Raw genomic sequence first — 17177 nt, 5'->3', positions numbered from 1 at the left:
CGCGGGCCTTTCAGCTGAGGACGACGCAGACAAAAAAGAAGGCAGCCCGCAGGCTGCCCTCTTTATCAGTTGAACCGCGCATCGCGATCCGAGGTCATGTCATACAGCTGGTACTTGCGTCCCAGCATCTGACCGCCATCGCGGGTGAGCGGAACCCAGTTAATCTGCGCACGGCCACGCGTTGGCGTCACGGTAAACAGATCCATTGGGATGGAAATGTAGAAACCTTTCGTAAAGTCGCCTTCGCCGTACTGCTGAGAGGAGACATTGGTTTTGGTCGCATAGACGCCGACCATGACGCCGCTGTCGAAGCGTTTAGAGACATCCAGCGTGACGCCTTTATCCTTCGCCAGATACTGGCCGATACTGGCCTTAACCAACACATCTTCCGCAAACCACGGCCGCCAGTAACCTGTCAGGTTGCCGGTCGGGGCTTCGTAATGCGTAAACCGCATCATGTCGTTCCAGTCACGCTGGCGCACATAGTTGGCGTCTACGCCCACCGCCCAGTTGCTGTCCACCGGACGATAAAGCACTTCGCCCCCGACACCACCGTACATGGTTTCCAGATAGCCGCCATAGACCTGGCCGTAGAAACCATTGCCCAGATAGTCCATGTAGTTAGCCTGCAGATCGTTGACGTAAACGTTGTTCTCAACGTAGTCACGAATATGCGTACGCACGCGGGGCAGGGTGGAATCGGCGGGGGCACCGTTGTAGTTGAATTTGTTATAGTTATTTGCCACGTTAGCAAACAGGCTGCCACTGACCAGCAGATGATTGGTCAGCCAGTAATCGACGTTGCCCATGACGCCGACCTGATACAGATAAAAGCTCTCCGGGCCGCCGACAGACTGATTGAGTACCGGAGACAGACCGTAATCCAGGCGATCTTTGCGAATAAACATCCCCTGCTCGGTCTGACCCGGATCGACCGGATTTTTGCGTACCTGCTGCAGAGACTGCTCATGTCCTAACGGGTAGCCAGTCAGATCATTACGCAGGCTGGCAACGGACGTTTCTGTCGTCACCTGCGGCATATTGAAGCGCGACTCTGTGACGTTAATCGTATCGATGCCGTCCGGCAGGTTGTTCATGATGATACGATTGGCGCGGTCGACCCCTTCTCGGGTATCGCGATATTTGGTCTGCTCGCCCGATACATACAGCGTATTGCCTTTGGTCTGGATTTTCGGGCCCGTCAGGCCTGCGTCGTACTTCAGCGCAGACAGCTGATTGCCTGTCACCGTGGTCTCCAGCAATTTCGGCTGCGGATGCGGATCATAGGCCGGTTTAGGGCTGTCGATATGATCCTGATGCATATCGTTAAAGTTAGTCCGGATGGTAAAGCCGAACATAAAGGTATTGCCGCGCTCATAGCTGGCATTGATATCCGCCCAGTCAGTTACGCGGTAGATCGCACCGACGTTAACTTTACTGCGCTGCGGCAGGCGTCCGGCAAAATCATCTTTATAATCATTGCCTTCATATTCCACTTTCAGGCGCAGCGGCTGCCACGGCGTTTGGTATTCAATACCGCCGAACACGGCAGAAGGGCCGTGAAACATCTGAGAACCGTTAATCGAGCCAGCCTGTCCCACGCCCGGGCGCTGACAGAAGCTGTCGCTGTAAGAGCAGAAGGGGTTGGAAACGGTTCCGCTGTTACCCAGATAGCCCCAGCCAAAGCCCAGCGTAAAGTCAAAGGGCCCCCAGGCTTTGGTGGCGACCAGATATTCACTGTCAAATAAGCCGGTACCGCCAAGATCGCGCGTACCGAACGAGACTTCAGGTAACCAGTATCCTTCCTGCCACAACCGCAGTTTCAGATCGAAGGCTTTATCTTTATAGCTTTGATTACCACTGAAACTCTCTACCGCACTGTAACGTCGTGTCCGCACATCCGTGTAGCGCACAGTCGTTTCCAGCCAGGGGAAAAGCTGTAATGAGGCGGAATAGTAGCGATACTGGTCATTATCGCGGAAGTTAAGGCTGAATTCGCCTTCTCTTGCCATTCGCGCAGTCGGTACCTGCATCAGCCCTACGCCGCCGAAATCAGACTGCGACGGCGTGACGGGCGCCTCATACATTTCCGCCTGCGCCTGGCAGGCGCTTGCTACTGAAACAGCCAACAGGCTGAGAAGATAACGTTTTTTCATCAGTCTGGTATCCGGTGAGTCAGAACAGAAACAAGGCGGCTATTCAGATCGTCAAAGGCGTCTGGCAGGCTCCATGAGGAAAAGCCCACAAAAATAATGCTGCCAGGTTCAGGTTCGACATGGCGATGGTTCCAGTAAGCAATCGGGACGTTCTGCGTCGTTCCGTCTGGCGCAATCACAACCGCGAAATTGCGTTCTGCGCCGGCCAGCCGTGGATGGTCACGCAGGTATTCCCGCACGGACTTGCCCGGTTGCCAGGCTTCGCGTCCGGCTCCGGCAATCGCGCCCAGCAGCAGCACATGATGACTGGGCTGAGTGAGATAGAGATCATAACGCCCGTCCAGGCGGCGGTTGTCTGCTGAATGCAGCCGGATGCGATCAGGATCCAGCGTGACGAACTGACGGCCCGTCACCTTCATGTTGCTGAACTGCCGAATCACCGCGTTAATGGCGGCGGCTTGTTCACCACTGCTGTCGGCCCGCCAGGTACGCAGCGCGGCCAGGGCCTGCTGATACTGCTGCCGGGCCTGGGCTGTCGCTCCCTGCTCAGCAATCACGGCCCGTCGCCAGTCGGTTTGGGCCATTAATGCGGGCTGCGTCACCAACTGCGCCAGATTTTCGACCTGATTGAGCTGCACGCTGGCGGTGTCCTGCGGGGCATGGACGGTAACCTGACCTGCGGCACGGGCACCCAGACTGGTAAGCAGGCTCACGCCTGCCAACAATAGCGTTATTTTTTTCATGATTTCGCCGGCTTCAGAATGGTGATTTCAACAGGGAAGGTATCGGCAGCAAGCATCTGTCGGGATTGCACGACCTGACCGCTGCTGTTATCGATCCAGAACGTGTTTTGCCACTCACGGCCAAGGCTGTCGATACGTAACGCCTCATGCCAGACGCGGCAGGGGATGCGATTTCCGGCAATCGTCAGAACTTCATCATCGCCACGCTCGAAAGTGGAACTGACGGTGGCGCTCTGGAATTTGCCCTGCCCGGTCCACTGCACAATCCGCGTCCAGTGCTGGCCGTTGGTCAGCGACAGGCCTTTCGCCAGCGGATCCTGTTGCAGGTTACTGACGTTCATCAGGTTGTCGGGCAGGCCCAGCGTTTTAATCAGCCTGCCGTGGGCCGTTACCAGCATCGACTGGTCGCGCGTAATCCATTTTTGTTGGCCGTTTTCGTTGTAACCCAGCACGACAAAAATGCGTGGGCCGTCATTAATGCGTGCATACAGGCTGGCGTAGGGCAGCGCATCAATTTCCTGAGGCGTGACAGTGACATCTTTTGGCCCTTCGATGGCCATTATCACCGTCTGTTCGAGTCCTTTTTGCGTTTGTGTACAGGCCTGCAGCAGCAGGCAAACGAGCAGCAGCGGAAGTTGGCGCACAATGTGTCCCTGATAAATGATGCCAAAGTAAAAATAACCACACGAATGTGTGGTTATGATTAATGCTCCCATACCTCTGTTCTTTCAGCTGCCGACACGCTGGCGTCCTCGTCGCAACACACTCACCTGCGTAAATGCATCACGACTCACACGTTCGCGGCCTTGCTGCAGCCTAAAGAATCAGGGTACCCATCAACGTGTGGTGCCCGTTGTGGTCGTGGTAGTTGTACCCGTATTTGCCCCGTCACCACCGCCAGAAGCGGCAACGCCGAGTCCTACTAACGCGCCGAGCACGCCGATACCTACAGCGGTAGTCGTACCTGCGGAGATTGTCCCCGCCTGTGCGCCTGCTGCGGCACCAGCTTCTTCCGGTGCCGCATAAGCGCTGGAAGAGACGGCGACGAGTAATGCCAGACCGGCAATCATGCGTTTTTTCATAACAACACCTACATTGGTTGAATGAAGGATTGCTATCCAACACATTCGCGAAACAGAATAAACGGTTATCGCAAACCGAAGGACAGACCCATTATGGGCGCGTCCAGTATAGGGCAACAAAATACCAGAGTTGAGTAGTCTTAAAACCTGGTAAATGACGCGTAAAAAAACGGGGCAAATTAAGCGGATTCAGCGTTAACTTATTTTAAATTGGTGGATTTACCGTGAAAGGCCGGATATTTGTCTGTGAGTAAGAGGAAAGCAAAGCGGTTTCTACTTATTTAGTATCTTTTGGTACGGAATGAGAATAATCGGAATTACCTGAATAAGCGTGAAATCCAATCACCTTATAAAACAAGAGGTAAGAAGCATTGGCTTACCGTTTTAGATCCGGTTTTTAGTAGGGTGATGCGCTCTGCGCAGCGCGAGGTTCAGAATTGCCGCAGTGCATTTTAAGAATTATCCAGTCTGCCAGCAGGCTTTTCAGATAAAAAGCAGCGTGCCCGATCATGATGACAAAAAAAAGGCGGCCGGCAGGCCGCCTCTGTCACTATACGATTAGCGCCATTTCTTGTAGCAGTTAATTAAGGCGTTAGTCGAACTGTCATGACTAGTAATATTACTGTCATCTTCCAGCTCCGGCAGAATACGGTTAGCCAGCTGTTTGCCTAATTCCACGCCCCACTGGTCAAAAGTGAAGATATTCAGAATTGCCCCCTGGGTGAAGATCTTATGCTCGTAGAGCGCAATCAGCGCGCCCAGGCTGAATGGCGTGATTTCGCGCAACAGAATTGAGTTGGTCGGGCGGTTCCCTTCAAACACTTTAAACGGCACGATGTGCGCGACAGATTCCGCCGATTTACCCGCATCAGTAAATTCTTTCTGCACCACTTCGCGTGACTTACCAAATGCCAGCGCTTCGGTCTGAGCAAAGAAATTCGACAGCAGCTTAGGATGGTGATCGGCCAGGGCATTGTGGCTGATGGCAGGTGCAATAAAATCGCAAGGTACCAGTTTGGTGCCCTGGTGAATCAACTGATAGAACGCATGCTGGCCGTTGGTGCCGGGTTCACCCCAGATAATCGGGCCCGTCTGATAGGTCACCGGCTGGCCTGCGCGATCAACGTACTTCCCGTTCGACTCCATATTTCCCTGTTGGAAATAGGCTGCAAAACGGTGCATGTACTGATCGTAAGGCAGGATTGCTTCGGTTTCCGCGCCAAAGAAGTTGTTGTACCAGATACCAATCAGCGCCAGCAGAACGGGGATATTCTTTTCGGCTGGCGTGGTAGAGAAGTGCTTATCCATGGCATGCGCGCCACTCAGCAACTGCTCAAAGTTCTCAAAACCAATCGACAGAATAATGGACAGGCCAATGGCCGACCACAGCGAATAGCGGCCGCCGACCCAGTCCCAGAACTCGAACATATTGTCGGTATCGATACCAAATTCGCCCACGGCTTTAGCATTGGTGGAGAGCGCAGCAAAGTGCTTCGCAACGTGTTGTTGATCGCCGGCCGTTTTCAGGAACCAGTCACGTGCGCTGTGCGCATTGGTCATGGTTTCCTGGGTGGTAAAGGTTTTTGACGCCACCAGAAACAGCGTGGTTTCGGGGCTGAGGTCTTTCAGCGTTTCGGCGATGTGCGTGCCGTCAACGTTGGACACAAAATGCATGTTCAGGTGGTTTTTGTACGGGCGCAGTGCCTCAGTCACCATAAACGGCCCCAGATCGGAACCGCCGATACCAATGTTCACCACATCGGTGATCGGTTTGCCGGTGTAACCTTTCCAGTCACCGCCAATAATGCGCTCGGAGAAGCTTTTCATTTTCGCCAGCACCGCGTTGACTTCAGGCATCACATCTTTGCCATCCACCTTGATTGGCGTATTGCTGCGGTTGCGCAGGGCGACGTGCAGGACGGCGCGATCCTCCGTCCGGTTAATTTTTTCGCCCGAGAACATGGACGCAATCGCGCCGCTTAAATCGGTTTCTTTTGCCAGGGCCAGCAGTTTATCGAGCGTCTCCTGCGTGATGCGGTTTTTCGAGAAATCTACCAGCATCTGGTCGTCAAAGGTGGCTGAGAATTTAGCAAAACGATCGGCATCCTGGGCAAACAGGTCGGCGATTTTCGCCGTTTTCATCTGTTCATAATGCTCTTGCAGCGCTTTCCAGGCTGCGGTTTGGGTCGGATTGATATTTTTCATGGCAACACTCTTGTTGATATTAAGAACCGTCATTCCATCGGGGTCGCATCGTACCCGGTTAGCATTTCAGTATGACCACAGTTGCAACTGAAAGGAAAAACTTTGTCAGTGCGATGGTGTCAGCGCACGAATACAGCCCGTTTCGCAGTGGATGATGCGGCAATCATTCGGACTGTTTCCATGGGCGAAAGGCTGAAAAGTATGGCGCAACGGCAGCCCACGAACATTGTGCCGCATCAGAATGTGACGACGTTGCTGAAGCCATTTAGCACTGTAGTCGCAGAGATTAGGCAAAATTTGTTATCCGGTGCGCTCTGCATGAAAAATTGTCCCGTGACGGTCATTGACAGCAGGGCCAGAAATCGCTAAATCTATGCGCGCTACTTGCGCACCTGTGCGCAAGCCAGAAGAGGCGCGTCGACCAGGCAGTGTGTTGGAGGAACCGTATCCAGAGATAACACATCAGGGGGAGCGACGCCGAGGTGGTCAACATCACGGTGTGTTGGCTGTCGGCTACAGGGGCTGAATCCCCTGGGTTGTCACCAGAAACGTCCACAGTCGGACGTTTCGCAAGGTGGAGCGCTTCTGGGTGACTCGTCTATTCGATTTTACCCGTTTCTGCTCTTTCCTTGTGCTTAGGCTGAATTACTGTTTCTCATCTCTTAACGGGTGAGGGCAACGTATCCTGACACGAGGTCATACAATGTCTCTGAATCTGAATGTAGCGAAATTTGGCGGTACCAGCGTTGCCGATTTCGATGCCATGAACCGTAGCGCCGATGTGGTATTGCAGGACAGCAATACCCGGCTGGTGGTGCTTTCTGCCTCTGCAGGCATCACCAATCTGCTGGTCTCCCTTGCCGAAGGTCAGGAGACATCGCAACGCGCGGCGCAGCTCGATGATATCCGCCGCATTCAATATGCCATCATCGATCGCCTGAACAATCCAGACGTTATCCGCGATGAAATCGACCGCATTATCGACAATATCGGCATGCTGTCTGACGCCGCCGCTCTCGCCACCTCCAGCGCCTTAACCGACGAACTGGTCAGCCACGGCGAACTCATGTCGACTCTGCTGTTTGTCGAGATCCTGCGTGAGCGCGGGGTCAATGCGGAATGGTTTGACGTGCGTAAAGTCATGCGCACGAACGATCGCTTTGGCCGTGCGGAGCCTGATGTCGCCGTACTGGCCGAGCAGGTCAGTGTGCAGTTGCAGCCGCGCATTGCCGCCGCTCTGGTGGTCACGCAGGGCTTTATCGGCAGCGAAGAAAAAGGACGCACCACCACGCTGGGCCGCGGCGGCAGTGATTATACGGCCGCCCTGCTGGGTGAAGCATTAAACGCTGCGCGCGTGGATATCTGGACAGACGTGCCGGGCATTTACACCACCGATCCGCGTGTAGTCCCTGCGGCTAAACGTATTGATGAAATCACTTTTGAAGAAGCGGCTGAAATGGCCACTTTTGGTGCCAAAGTTCTGCATCCTGCCACGCTGCTGCCCGCTGTCCGTAGCGACATTCCGGTGTTCGTCGGCTCCAGTAAAGATCCTGCAGCAGGCGGTACGCGCGTGTGCAATGAGACGGCGAATCCGCCGCTGTTCAGAGCGCTGGCGTTGCGCCGCAAGCAAACCCTGGTCACGTTGCACAGCCTGAATATGTTGCATACGCCGGGCTTCCTGTCTGAAGTGTTCAATATCCTGGTGCGTCACAACGTGTCGGTGGATCTGATTACCACCTCGGAAGTCAGCGTCGCGTTGACGCTGGATACGACCGGCTCGACTTCAACCGGCGACCATCTGCTGAGCCAGGCGTTGTTAACCGAGCTCTCATCCCTGTGTCGGGTGGAAGTAGAGGAAAACCTGGCGCTGGTGGCCATAATCGGCAATGAACTGTCGAAAGCCTGTGGGGTAGGTAAAGAGGTGTTTGGCGTACTTGAGCCCTTTAACCTGCGCATGATTTGCTACGGAGCCAGCAGCTATAACCTCTGCTTCCTGGTGCCAGGTGACGATGCGGAAAGTGTGGTGCGTACGCTGCACCACAACTTGTTTGAATAAGCGCCGCTGACATCAAAAGAAAGCCGGACCCTGTCCGGCTTTTTACTGACCGACTGTGATGCCGCCGGACATCATTCCACGCACGTCGCTGATTTTGCTAAAAGGATGTTTGTTGATGCTTGCCAACTTAACCCGTCTGTTCCCCCTGTGGGCCGTCCTGTTGTCTGTCGCGGCTTATTACTCGCCCACCACCTTTCTGGGCATTGGCCCGTGGGTCGCGTATCTGCTGATGCTGATTATGTTCGGTATGGGCGTCACGCTGAATATCAATGATTTCAAACGCGTCTTAACCCGTCCGGCGCCGGTGCTTGCAGGTACATTCCTGCACTATCTGGTGATGCCCCTGGCGGCATGGGCGCTGGCAAAACTGTTTAACATGCCGCCCGATCTGGCTGCCGGGATGATTCTGGTGGGCAGCGTTGCCAGTGGAACCGCCTCGAACGTAATGATTTATCTGGCAAAAGGCGATGTGGCGCTCTCGGTGACCATCTCCTCGGTGTCCGCGCTGGTTGGTGTGTTTGCCACGCCGCTGCTGACCCGTTTTTATGTGGATACGCATATTCAGGTTGATGTTGCCGGTATGCTGCTGAGCATCATCAGGATCGTCGTGATCCCTATCGGGTTAGGGTTGATCATTCACCACACGTTTAACGGTCTGGTTCGTCGGGTAGAGCCTTATCTTCCCGCTTTTTCAATGGTGTGTATTCTGCTGATCATCAGTGCTGTGGTCGCCGGTAGCCAGAGCTTTATTGCCTCGGTTGGCGTGATGGTGATCGCCGCCGTCATGTTACATAACGCCATTGGTCTGCTCGGCGGTTACTGGGGCGGCAAGCTGTTTGGCTTTGATGAATCCACCTGCCGCACGCTGGCGCTGGAAGTGGGCATGCAGAATTCAGGGCTGGCGGCGACGCTGGGTAAACTGTATTTCTCGCCACTGGCTGCACTGCCGGGGGCGTTGTTTTCCGTCTGGCACAACCTTTCCGGTTCCCTGCTGGCGGGCTACTGGTCCGGTAAGCCCACAGATAAAAAGCCGTCATCCCGTCCCTGAGAGACACAGTGCGCAGGCCAAACGGCCTTCGCACTTCCTTTAGTCATAATCCCGCTCATCGTCAGGCTGCTCCAGAACCGTGTAAGCGACCGCGCAAAACAGCGAGTTCAGACGCTTCATATCGCCCAGCAAGCCCAGGTGCAGCGAACTGGTTTCAATGCTCTGAATGTTCTGCTGATGTAACCGATCAACATGCGAGTGTGAATAGCGGCGTATTTTCAGGCGGAAGCGGTGTTTGGCGCGGCGTAGCCGCTTAGCGCTGGTAACATCGTGAGATAAAAATACCGACAGGCTCAGCCGTAGATTCGCGATAAGCTGCTCATGCAAGGCTTCCAGCTCTTTCAGGCCCTCGGGCGAAAAGGTTCGCCGGGCAGCCAGAGATTTATCGGCGACGTCCCCGCTCATGCGCTCGATAATGTCACCGGCCTGCTCCAGATTCAGCGACATTTCTATGATTTGCCCCCAGCGGCGGGAATCCTCCTCTGATAAATCCTCTTTCGGCATGCGCGCCAGATAGAGTTTGATGGCGGTATACAGGACATCCACATCATCATCCAGCCGCCGTACCGTGCGTTCTGCCCGCGACTCGCCGCGCACCACCTGCAGAAACGTATCCAGCATCTGCTCCAGCACGTCGCCCATACGCAACGCTTCGCGCGCAGCATTCACCAGCGCCAGAGCGGGCGTATCCAGCGCGCTGCTGTCAAGGTGTCTGGGTTTTAGCGTGACGTCACTTTCGGCATCGTCCGCAATCAGTCGATGGCACAGGCGTGCCATCGCATCGGCAAAGGGCACCATGATAATGCAGCGAAACAGGTTGTAGAAAACGTGAAAGAAGATCACCAGCTCTTCGTCATTAACGGGCAGTTTATCCAGCCAGCCCGCTACGGTTTCAACAAAGGGCAGAATTATTACACAGCCCGTCAGCTTAAACAGAAAGCTGCCCATTGCAACGCGTTTCCCGGCCGCATTGGATCCGCTGCCGTTAATAACCGCCAGTAAGCCGCTGCCCAGGTTCGCGCCGATCACCAGGCACAGGGCCACCTTGAAGGCGATCACGCCTGTGGCGGTCAGTGTGGCGGTAATCAGCACAGCGGCGAGACTGGAGTAGCTGATAATGGCAAAGACCGCTCCGAGCAGAGCGTCCAGCATTACGTCACCGGTTAAACTGGAAAACAGAACCTGCACGCCAGCCGCCTGGGTAATCGGTCGGGCGGCTTCAACAATCAGCTGTAGCGCCAGCAGAATTAACCCCAGACCTATGCTGGTCCGGCCAAGCTGACCTGCCCGGCTTTGTTTGCGACTCAGGAAGAAAACCACGCCAAAAAAGATAAACAGCGGGGAAAGCCAGGAGAGATCGAATGTCAGGACGCGCGCCATAATGGCCGTACCGACGTCAGCGCCCAGTATCACTACCAGAGCGGGTGTCAGGCTGACAAGATTTTGAGCCACAAACGAGGTAACCAGCAGCGTGGTGGCATTACTGCTTTGCACCAGCATCGTTACGCCGATACCGGCAAGAAACGCCATCGGCTTCTTTTCCACGCTGCGACTGAGCACCCGGCGCAAATCGGCCCCGTAAACGCGCATAATGCCGGAGCGCGTAATGTGCGTGCCCCAGACCAGAAGCGCAACGGCAGACAGTAAGTTAAGCAGGGTTAACACGTAACGTTGCTCCTCAACCATCAGGCTTACGGCATGACAGATTGCCAGCCTGATGGAGAGCGCAATCTGCGAACATGGCTGCCGGACGTTGCGAACTTTTTTCCAGTGTTTTAAATGACCTGCGCAGCGTCGGCCCCTTTAAATGTAGACCACTCTGCGGATACCTCACGACAAATCCGGCTGGCCTCAGGCGGACCTTTCCCGCCGCGCGCGGCCGGTGCGCTTTTTTCTGTGGTCAGTGAAGGGCATGGCGACAAAGTCAGTACGGCAGGGGATCAGCGGAATAACGGCAACAGAAGGACGGGTTGTGCCGTTTGCCCAACCCGCCAGACCCGGGGCGGCAGTTTACTGTATTCCTGCCGCCAGAAGCGGGAAGAGGGTCAGAGCGAAACCTGTGCCAGCAGATCGTGATGCACCGGCTTGTCATGAGGAACGCCGAGCAGTGTACACAGCGTGCCGCAGAGATCGGTTTGTTGCAGTTCCAGCCCAGGCTTTAGCGAGAACCCGTCACCAAAGACAAACAGGGGAACGGTCGTTTCTTCCGGCAGCATGCCACCATGTGAGCGGTCGTCGTTCATGCCATGGTCAGCGGTCACCATCACCTGATAGCCTTCTGCCAGCCAGCCAGGCATCCATTGCGACAGGTAACCATCCGCCATGCGTGCCCGGTTACGATACTGGGGCGAGGACAGGCCATGTTGATGACCGGCATAATCGATATTCATCGGATGGATGAGGAGGAAGTCCGGGTTGTGCCGCAACCTCAGGCTCTCGGCATCTTCAAACAGGTGCGAATCGGGGTAACTGTCGTCAACGTAAAAGTGCCCGAACTGGACAGGCAGGGCCGGCGCTTCGGTATGACGATCGCGCGCGGGCTCGAAAGGACTGCGGTTGTAAAGTTCACTGATCCAGTGATAAGCCGCTGCGGCAGTGGTCAGGCCCGCATTACGCGCATAGTGAAATACGCTCTGTTCGTGACTCAGGCGGTTTACCCCGTTGTGGATGATTCCACTTTGCACAGGCGCAACCCCGGTCAGAATGCATTCATACAGCGGACGCGACAGAGAAGGCAGTGCACAGGTGAGATGATAATAATGCCCTTTACCTTGCGCACATTCTGCGTGCAGATAACCCATCGCATGATGGGCAACGTGATGGCTCAGGCCGTCCAGAATCACCAGAATTGTTTTCATGTTGTCCTCTCTTGCTGCGGCGTCTTCACGCCACAGGGGGCGTTTGTCTGCGTCTCTGACGTCGGGCTGTTTTAACGCCGCCAGCGCAACGCCGTCCGGCCGCATCTTAATATTTGAGTAAGTGCACACTAACTTGGCGTAATCCCGTAACCGTTAATGCGGGACAGATTAAGCCTGGCCGGGCCTGAACGCCGCTGTTGGCTGCGCGGAGGCCAACGCAACGTGCCGCCTCAGGACGCCTATCCATTGGGTCGGGTATGAAAGCGGGCGCTAGCTGACTGCCGGGGTTAAAAAAACCGAGCCAATGTAAATGTCGGATGTGAAAAACGTATGACAGGACGGCGCGACGGAGTGGGTCTGCCAGCCGACGTGATCGGTCTGTCCGGTTGGCTTTCATCAAAAGACAGGTTCGTACGGTCCCGGCGGTATACCGAGGATGCCGGGGCTGGCATTCCATCGCGCAGCCTGACGGTTTGAAAGACGCTGTTAAGTAAGCCTGACGGCTATATTGTGATTTACGTCACACTAAAGCATGATAACGCCAGAAAACATCCCTTTATTTTCGAGGCGTGAAATGAGTGATAAAAACCCGATAGCACAAAAGATAGCGCGCCTGATGCAATGGGTGCTGAATGCAGGATTGCTGATTCTGGCGTTCATTTTAATGGTCTTCCTGGGCAAAGAGACGGTCCATTTAGCCAACGTCCTGTTCAGCACGGGCGAGCAGGCGTCCTCCTATCTTCTGATTGAAGGCATTGTGATTTACTTCCTTTACTTTGAGTTTATTGCCCTCATCGTGAAGTACTTCCAGTCGGGTTACCATTTCCCGTTACGCTACTTCGTCTATATCGGCATCACGGCTATCATCAGGCTGATTATCGTCGACCACAAAAATCCCTTTGATACGCTGTGCTACTCGGCAGCTATTCTGCTGCTGGTTATCACCCTGTGGCTGGCAAACAGTAACCGGCTTAAGCGCGAATAACCTCGCGTTTGCATGACGGACGGGTGTGCCGTGAATCGCTCTGCGCTAAACTACCTGCCTGAAAATTTTTGGGGGAAAGTGTCATGACGCAAGACCCGCTCCGTTTATTACGTTCACTCAACTGGCTGGCGCTGGACGGTGCTGCTCTGTCGCCATCACTTCGTGACTGGCTGATGGAGGAGGACTCTATGACCAGGCGCTTCGAACAGCATTGCCAGAAGGTCAGGGTGGAGCCCGTTCGTGAAGGGTTTATCCACGCTGACGAATTAGGTGACGAAGGTGCGCTGTTACCCGCTGATCAGCGCTTCTGGCTGCGTGAAGTGATCCTGTATGGCGACGAACAACCCTGGCTGGCGGGACGCACGTTGGTGCCTGAAAGCACCCTGAACGGTCCCGAAGCGATGTTGCAGCAGCTCGGAACGCGACCGCTGGGACGTTACCTGTTCTCCTCTTCAACCCTGACCCGCGATTTTATCGAGCCCGGTAACGTTGAATCGCTGTGGGGACGTCGGTCGCGCCTGCGTTTATCGGGGAAGCCCCTGCTACTAACCGAATTATTTTTACCGGCGTCGCCGGTTTACCGTTACCAGGGTTAAGGATTTGACCTGTGCAAAACAGACAACAAATGACCAAATGGCAGGCTTACAGCCGCCTCATGCGAATTGATAAACCTATTGGCACGCTGCTGCTGCTGTGGCCGACGTTGTGGGCGCTGTGGCTGGCTAACAGGGCGATGCCGCCGTTACCGGTACTGATCGTGTTTGTCGCGGGCGTATTTGTCATGCGTGCAGCCGGCTGTGTGATCAACGATTATGCTGACCGTAAAGTCGACGGCCATGTGGAACGCACAAAGCTCCGGCCACTGGCCAGCGGTGCTGTCACGGCGAAAGAGGCTAAAATGCTGTTTGTGGTACTGGGGCTGATCGCGTTTGGCCTGGTACTAAGCATGAACCTGATGACGATTATGCTTTCTGTTGTCGGGCTGGCGCTTGCCTGGGTTTATCCTTTTATGAAGCGCTATACGCATTTGCCGCAGGTGGTCCTGGGCGCCGCATTTGGCTGGGCAATTCCCATGGCCTGGGCTGCTGTTAGTGAGTCCTTACCTCTGGTTTGCTGGCTGGTATTTCTCGCCAACATTTGCTGGACGGTGGCCTACGATACGCAATATGCCATGGTGGATCGCGAGGACGACCTGAAGATTGGCGTGAAGTCCACAGCCATTCTGTTTGGCCAGTACGACAAATTGATTATCGGCCTGCTGCAACTGGCGACGCTGGGGCTGATGGCGCTGGTAGGGACACGGCTGCATCTGAATGGGGCGTTTTACTGGATGCTGTTACTGGCGGGCGGTTTATTTGTTTATCAGCAAAAACTGATCGCAAAGCGCGCGCGTCAGGCCTGTTTCCAGGCGTTTCTGAATAACAATTATGTAGGGCTGGTGCTGTTTCTCGGCGTGTTAATGAATACTCCGCCGTTCTCAAACCTGTTATAGGGCAGGCACCGAACGTAGCGCCAGTGCGATGCACAGTGTGAGGTTCAGTAAGCAATAAAAAAGGCGACCAGTCAGGTCGCCTTTTTTGTCATGCCAGCACGTTAGCTGTGTGCAACGGCGCTCTCGATGGTCATACGGACGTCGCTGGTGACCAGTTCTGCCAGAATGTGCCAGGTCGCCAGCGTCTGCGCCACATCCGCATCGCCACTGTCGCTGATATAGCCTTCATCGCGCAGGGTCAGTACCAGTGTAGAGAACACCGCTTTATCGAAAAACTCAGGCGCATTGATGCCATGCAGTACGCTCAGGCGCTGGGCCAGCGTGCGGCTCTCTTTTTCCAGCGTGCCGCGGTTGATGGTGGGCTTGGCGCTGAGAATCGAGAAGGTGATGGCGTAACGTTGCAGCGTTTCACGTACACCGGCAGCCAGCAGCTGCAGCGTACGGTAACGTGCCGTATTGAACGACAGCAGACCTGCCTCAACGGTAATCAGTCCCTGGCGCGCCAGCTCCTGGCATAAGTCAGCCAGCAGCTGCGGCAGCTGGTCGTTGCCCCAGCGCAGGAACAGCTCGCTCTTCAGCATGGGGTAAATCAGGCTGACCTGGCGCAGCAGTTCGGCTTCGCTCAGGTTACGGTGCTGCTGGATGATGGCCGCAATCAGAGAGGGCATCACCAACATATGGTGGATGTTATTCCGGTAATAGGTCATCAGTACCGCCTGCTCGCGCGGCAGAATAATGATGTCGCCAATGCTGTCCTTCTCACTCTCAAACTTGTTCATACTCAGCGCGTGATCCAGCAACGCTTCCGCAGACATGTCAGGCAAAGTGGCATCCGGCGAGTAGGGCACATTACGTAATAACTGGGTATAGCACTCCAGCTGCTCAATCAGCTGTTCACGGGTCAGCGAACGCTGGCGGGAAGCGAGCAGTGCCGTTACGCACAGGTTCATGGCGTTCGCGGCACCGGCTTCATTAATACGTACCATGATGGTGGCGGCGATATCATTGGCCGTTGGCGTTAACCAGCCCGGACGTTGCGCTTCAATGGGATCGATAGACTCACGCCATTCCGGTACGCGCTTGTTCAGATAGTTGATCAGCGGCAACGGCTCACCAAAGTTCACATAACCCTGGCCCAGGTTGCGCAGCTTACGCAGGCCGCGCACCATCTGCATAAAGCCTTCTTTCTCTTTTGCCGCACCGCGTAGCTCTTTAGCGTAAGTACCCACTTCCATTACATGTTCATAACCGATGTAAATGGGCACTAACGTAATAGGTCGCGTGCCGCCGCGCAGCATGGCCTGCAGCGTCATAGAGAGGGTGCCGGTTTTCGGATCCAGCAGTCGGCCGGTACGTGAGCGTCCACCTTCCACGAAATACTCGACGGAATAGCCGCGGGTAAAGAGCTCGCCAAGGTATTCACGGAACACGGTTGAATAGAGCTTGTTGCCTTTAAAGGTACGACGAATAAAGAAGGCACCCAGACGACGGAAAATCGGCCCGGCAGGCCAGAAGTTCAGGTTAATCCCTGCGGCAATATGCGGCGGAACCAGACCCTGGTGATACAGCACATAAGACAGTAGCAGGTAGTCCATATGGCTGCGGTGGCAAGGCACATAAACAATTTCATGGCCGTCCTGCGCCAGCTGACGTACCCGCTCACCGCCGTTAACGTTGATCCCCTGATAGAGTCGGCTCCAGAGCCAGCCCATCACGCGGTCGGTGATACGAATCGCTTCGTAGGAAAAGTTGGCCGCAATTTCTTCCATCATTTCAATGGCGTTTTGCTGCGCTTTCTCATGGGAGATTTTCTTGCTACGCGCCTCGTCTTCCACAGCTTTTTCAATCGCCTTCGACTGCAACAGGCGATTGAATAAATCCTGGCGAGCCGGCAGACGCGGTCCCACCGCGGCCAGGCGCTGACGGGCAAAATGGATGCGCGCTACGCGAGCCAGCTTCTGCGCAATCGACTTGTCGGTACCGTGTTCGGTCGCCATACGACGCAGGGAGACCGTGGGCGAAAAACGCACAAAACTGTCGCGGCCATGCCAGAGAACGGCAAAGAATTTTTGAATGCCGTTAAGGAGCCGCAAATGAGGCGGATGATCGTCGCCCTGGACTTCCCGACCTGGCGCACGGCCAAACATGACTGAAACCGGTAACATCTGAACATCAAGTTCAGGATTGCTGCGGTGCAGATCAAGATACTCGTGGAAGATTTTGACCGATTCAAGGCTGGGCACGAAATAGGGGAACACACGCGGACCGTCATTAATAAAGACATGACGCGGCAACAGGGCGCCGTCTATCTCCAGCGGAATAAGCGGATCAGGCAGATCGTGCCGGATGCACTGCGCGCGTAAAGTCAGGAGATCGGCCTTTGAATCATAAGGCAGGACATACATAATAGGCCGGGTAGGATCCAGCCCATGTTCGGAGACGGGATCAGCCGGAATGGCCTTACTCTTTACCAGAAATGAAAGGGGTAAGTTCAGCAATTTATAGAAAATTTTACGCCAACCTGACATAGACAACATGAAGCCTCTTGTTAG

Annotated in this window: 13 protein-coding genes and 1 riboswitch; of the genes, 5 read left to right on the top strand and 8 right to left on the bottom strand. The window is 54.9% G+C overall.

Translation table 11 applies throughout. From position 1 onward, the window contains the following. Positions 1-65 precede the first annotated feature (65 nt). From C7433_RS09765 to pgi, 5 genes are all read right to left on the bottom strand, one after another. Positions 66-2156 carry a YjbH domain-containing protein gene (locus C7433_RS09765; protein ID WP_110268085.1) on the bottom strand — a complete coding sequence of 697 codons (2091 nt, stop codon included), beginning with the start codon at positions 2154-2156 and terminating at the stop codon, positions 66-68. Continuing rightward, complete coding sequence (locus C7433_RS09760; protein WP_110268084.1) at positions 2156-2899, bottom strand: capsule biosynthesis GfcC family protein; 744 nt, start codon at positions 2897-2899, stop codon at positions 2156-2158. The genes C7433_RS09765 and C7433_RS09760 overlap by 1 nt, the downstream gene beginning before the upstream one ends. Further along, positions 2896-3543, bottom strand: coding sequence for a YjbF family lipoprotein (locus tag C7433_RS09755; protein ID WP_006121542.1), 648 nt, complete (start codon positions 3541-3543; stop codon positions 2896-2898). The genes C7433_RS09760 and C7433_RS09755 overlap by 4 nt, the downstream gene beginning before the upstream one ends. Before the next feature lie 192 nt (positions 3544-3735). After that, positions 3736-3981 carry an exopolysaccharide production protein YjbE gene (yjbE, locus tag C7433_RS09750; RefSeq protein WP_006121543.1) on the bottom strand — a complete coding sequence of 82 codons (246 nt, stop codon included), beginning with the start codon at positions 3979-3981 and terminating at the stop codon, positions 3736-3738. A 558-nt stretch (positions 3982-4539) separates the two neighbouring features. Continuing rightward, positions 4540-6186: a glucose-6-phosphate isomerase gene (gene pgi / locus C7433_RS09745; RefSeq protein ID WP_006121544.1), complete on the bottom strand. Its 1647-nt coding sequence runs from the start codon at positions 6184-6186 to the stop codon at positions 4540-4542. A gap of 399 nt (positions 6187-6585) precedes the next feature. Further along, positions 6586-6779, top strand: a riboswitch (Lysine riboswitch). A 110-nt stretch (positions 6780-6889) separates the two neighbouring features. Between pgi and lysC the strand changes: the two genes are divergently transcribed. Next, complete coding sequence (gene lysC / locus C7433_RS09740) at positions 6890-8242, top strand: lysine-sensitive aspartokinase 3 (RefSeq protein WP_006121545.1); 1353 nt, start codon at positions 6890-6892, stop codon at positions 8240-8242. A 115-nt stretch (positions 8243-8357) separates the two neighbouring features. Further along, positions 8358-9290 carry a ketopantoate/pantoate/pantothenate transporter PanS gene (gene panS, locus C7433_RS09735; protein ID WP_033738950.1) on the top strand — a complete coding sequence of 311 codons (933 nt, stop codon included), beginning with the start codon at positions 8358-8360 and terminating at the stop codon, positions 9288-9290. 39 nt (positions 9291-9329) lie between these two features. Here the strand turns inward: panS and C7433_RS09730 are convergent, their stop codons facing one another. Then, a complete protein-coding gene (locus tag C7433_RS09730) occupies positions 9330-10955 on the bottom strand; it encodes a Na/Pi cotransporter family protein (protein ID WP_110268109.1) in 1626 nt (541 codons plus the stop codon). A gap of 380 nt (positions 10956-11335) precedes the next feature. Then, a complete protein-coding gene (locus C7433_RS09725) occupies positions 11336-12148 on the bottom strand; it encodes an alkaline phosphatase family protein (protein ID WP_054688506.1) in 813 nt (270 codons plus the stop codon). A gap of 574 nt (positions 12149-12722) precedes the next feature. Between C7433_RS09725 and psiE the strand changes: the two genes are divergently transcribed. The 3 genes from psiE (at position 12723) to ubiA (ending at position 14625) form a co-directional block, all read left to right on the top strand. Continuing rightward, complete coding sequence (psiE, locus tag C7433_RS09720; RefSeq protein ID WP_006121549.1) at positions 12723-13133, top strand: phosphate-starvation-inducible protein PsiE; 411 nt, start codon at positions 12723-12725, stop codon at positions 13131-13133. Between the two features lie 83 nt (positions 13134-13216). Beyond that, on the top strand, positions 13217-13729 hold the full coding sequence (gene ubiC / locus C7433_RS09715; protein WP_006121550.1) for a chorismate lyase: 513 nt from the start codon (positions 13217-13219) through the stop codon (positions 13727-13729). A 29-nt stretch (positions 13730-13758) separates the two neighbouring features. Beyond that, a complete protein-coding gene (gene ubiA / locus C7433_RS09710) occupies positions 13759-14625 on the top strand; it encodes a 4-hydroxybenzoate octaprenyltransferase (RefSeq protein ID WP_369974378.1) in 867 nt (288 codons plus the stop codon). A 101-nt stretch (positions 14626-14726) separates the two neighbouring features. On the opposite strand, the gene plsB is transcribed toward ubiA, so the two are convergent. Then, complete coding sequence (gene plsB, locus C7433_RS09705; RefSeq protein WP_039339074.1) at positions 14727-17153, bottom strand: glycerol-3-phosphate 1-O-acyltransferase PlsB; 2427 nt, start codon at positions 17151-17153, stop codon at positions 14727-14729. Positions 17154-17177 lie beyond the last annotated feature (24 nt).

It is taken from the genome of Pantoea sp. PNA 03-3 (assembly GCF_003201175.1).
In the GTDB taxonomy this organism is placed as follows: Bacteria; Pseudomonadota; Gammaproteobacteria; order Enterobacterales; family Enterobacteriaceae; genus Pantoea; species Pantoea stewartii.
This window is presented reverse-complemented; position numbering and strand designations above follow the sequence as displayed.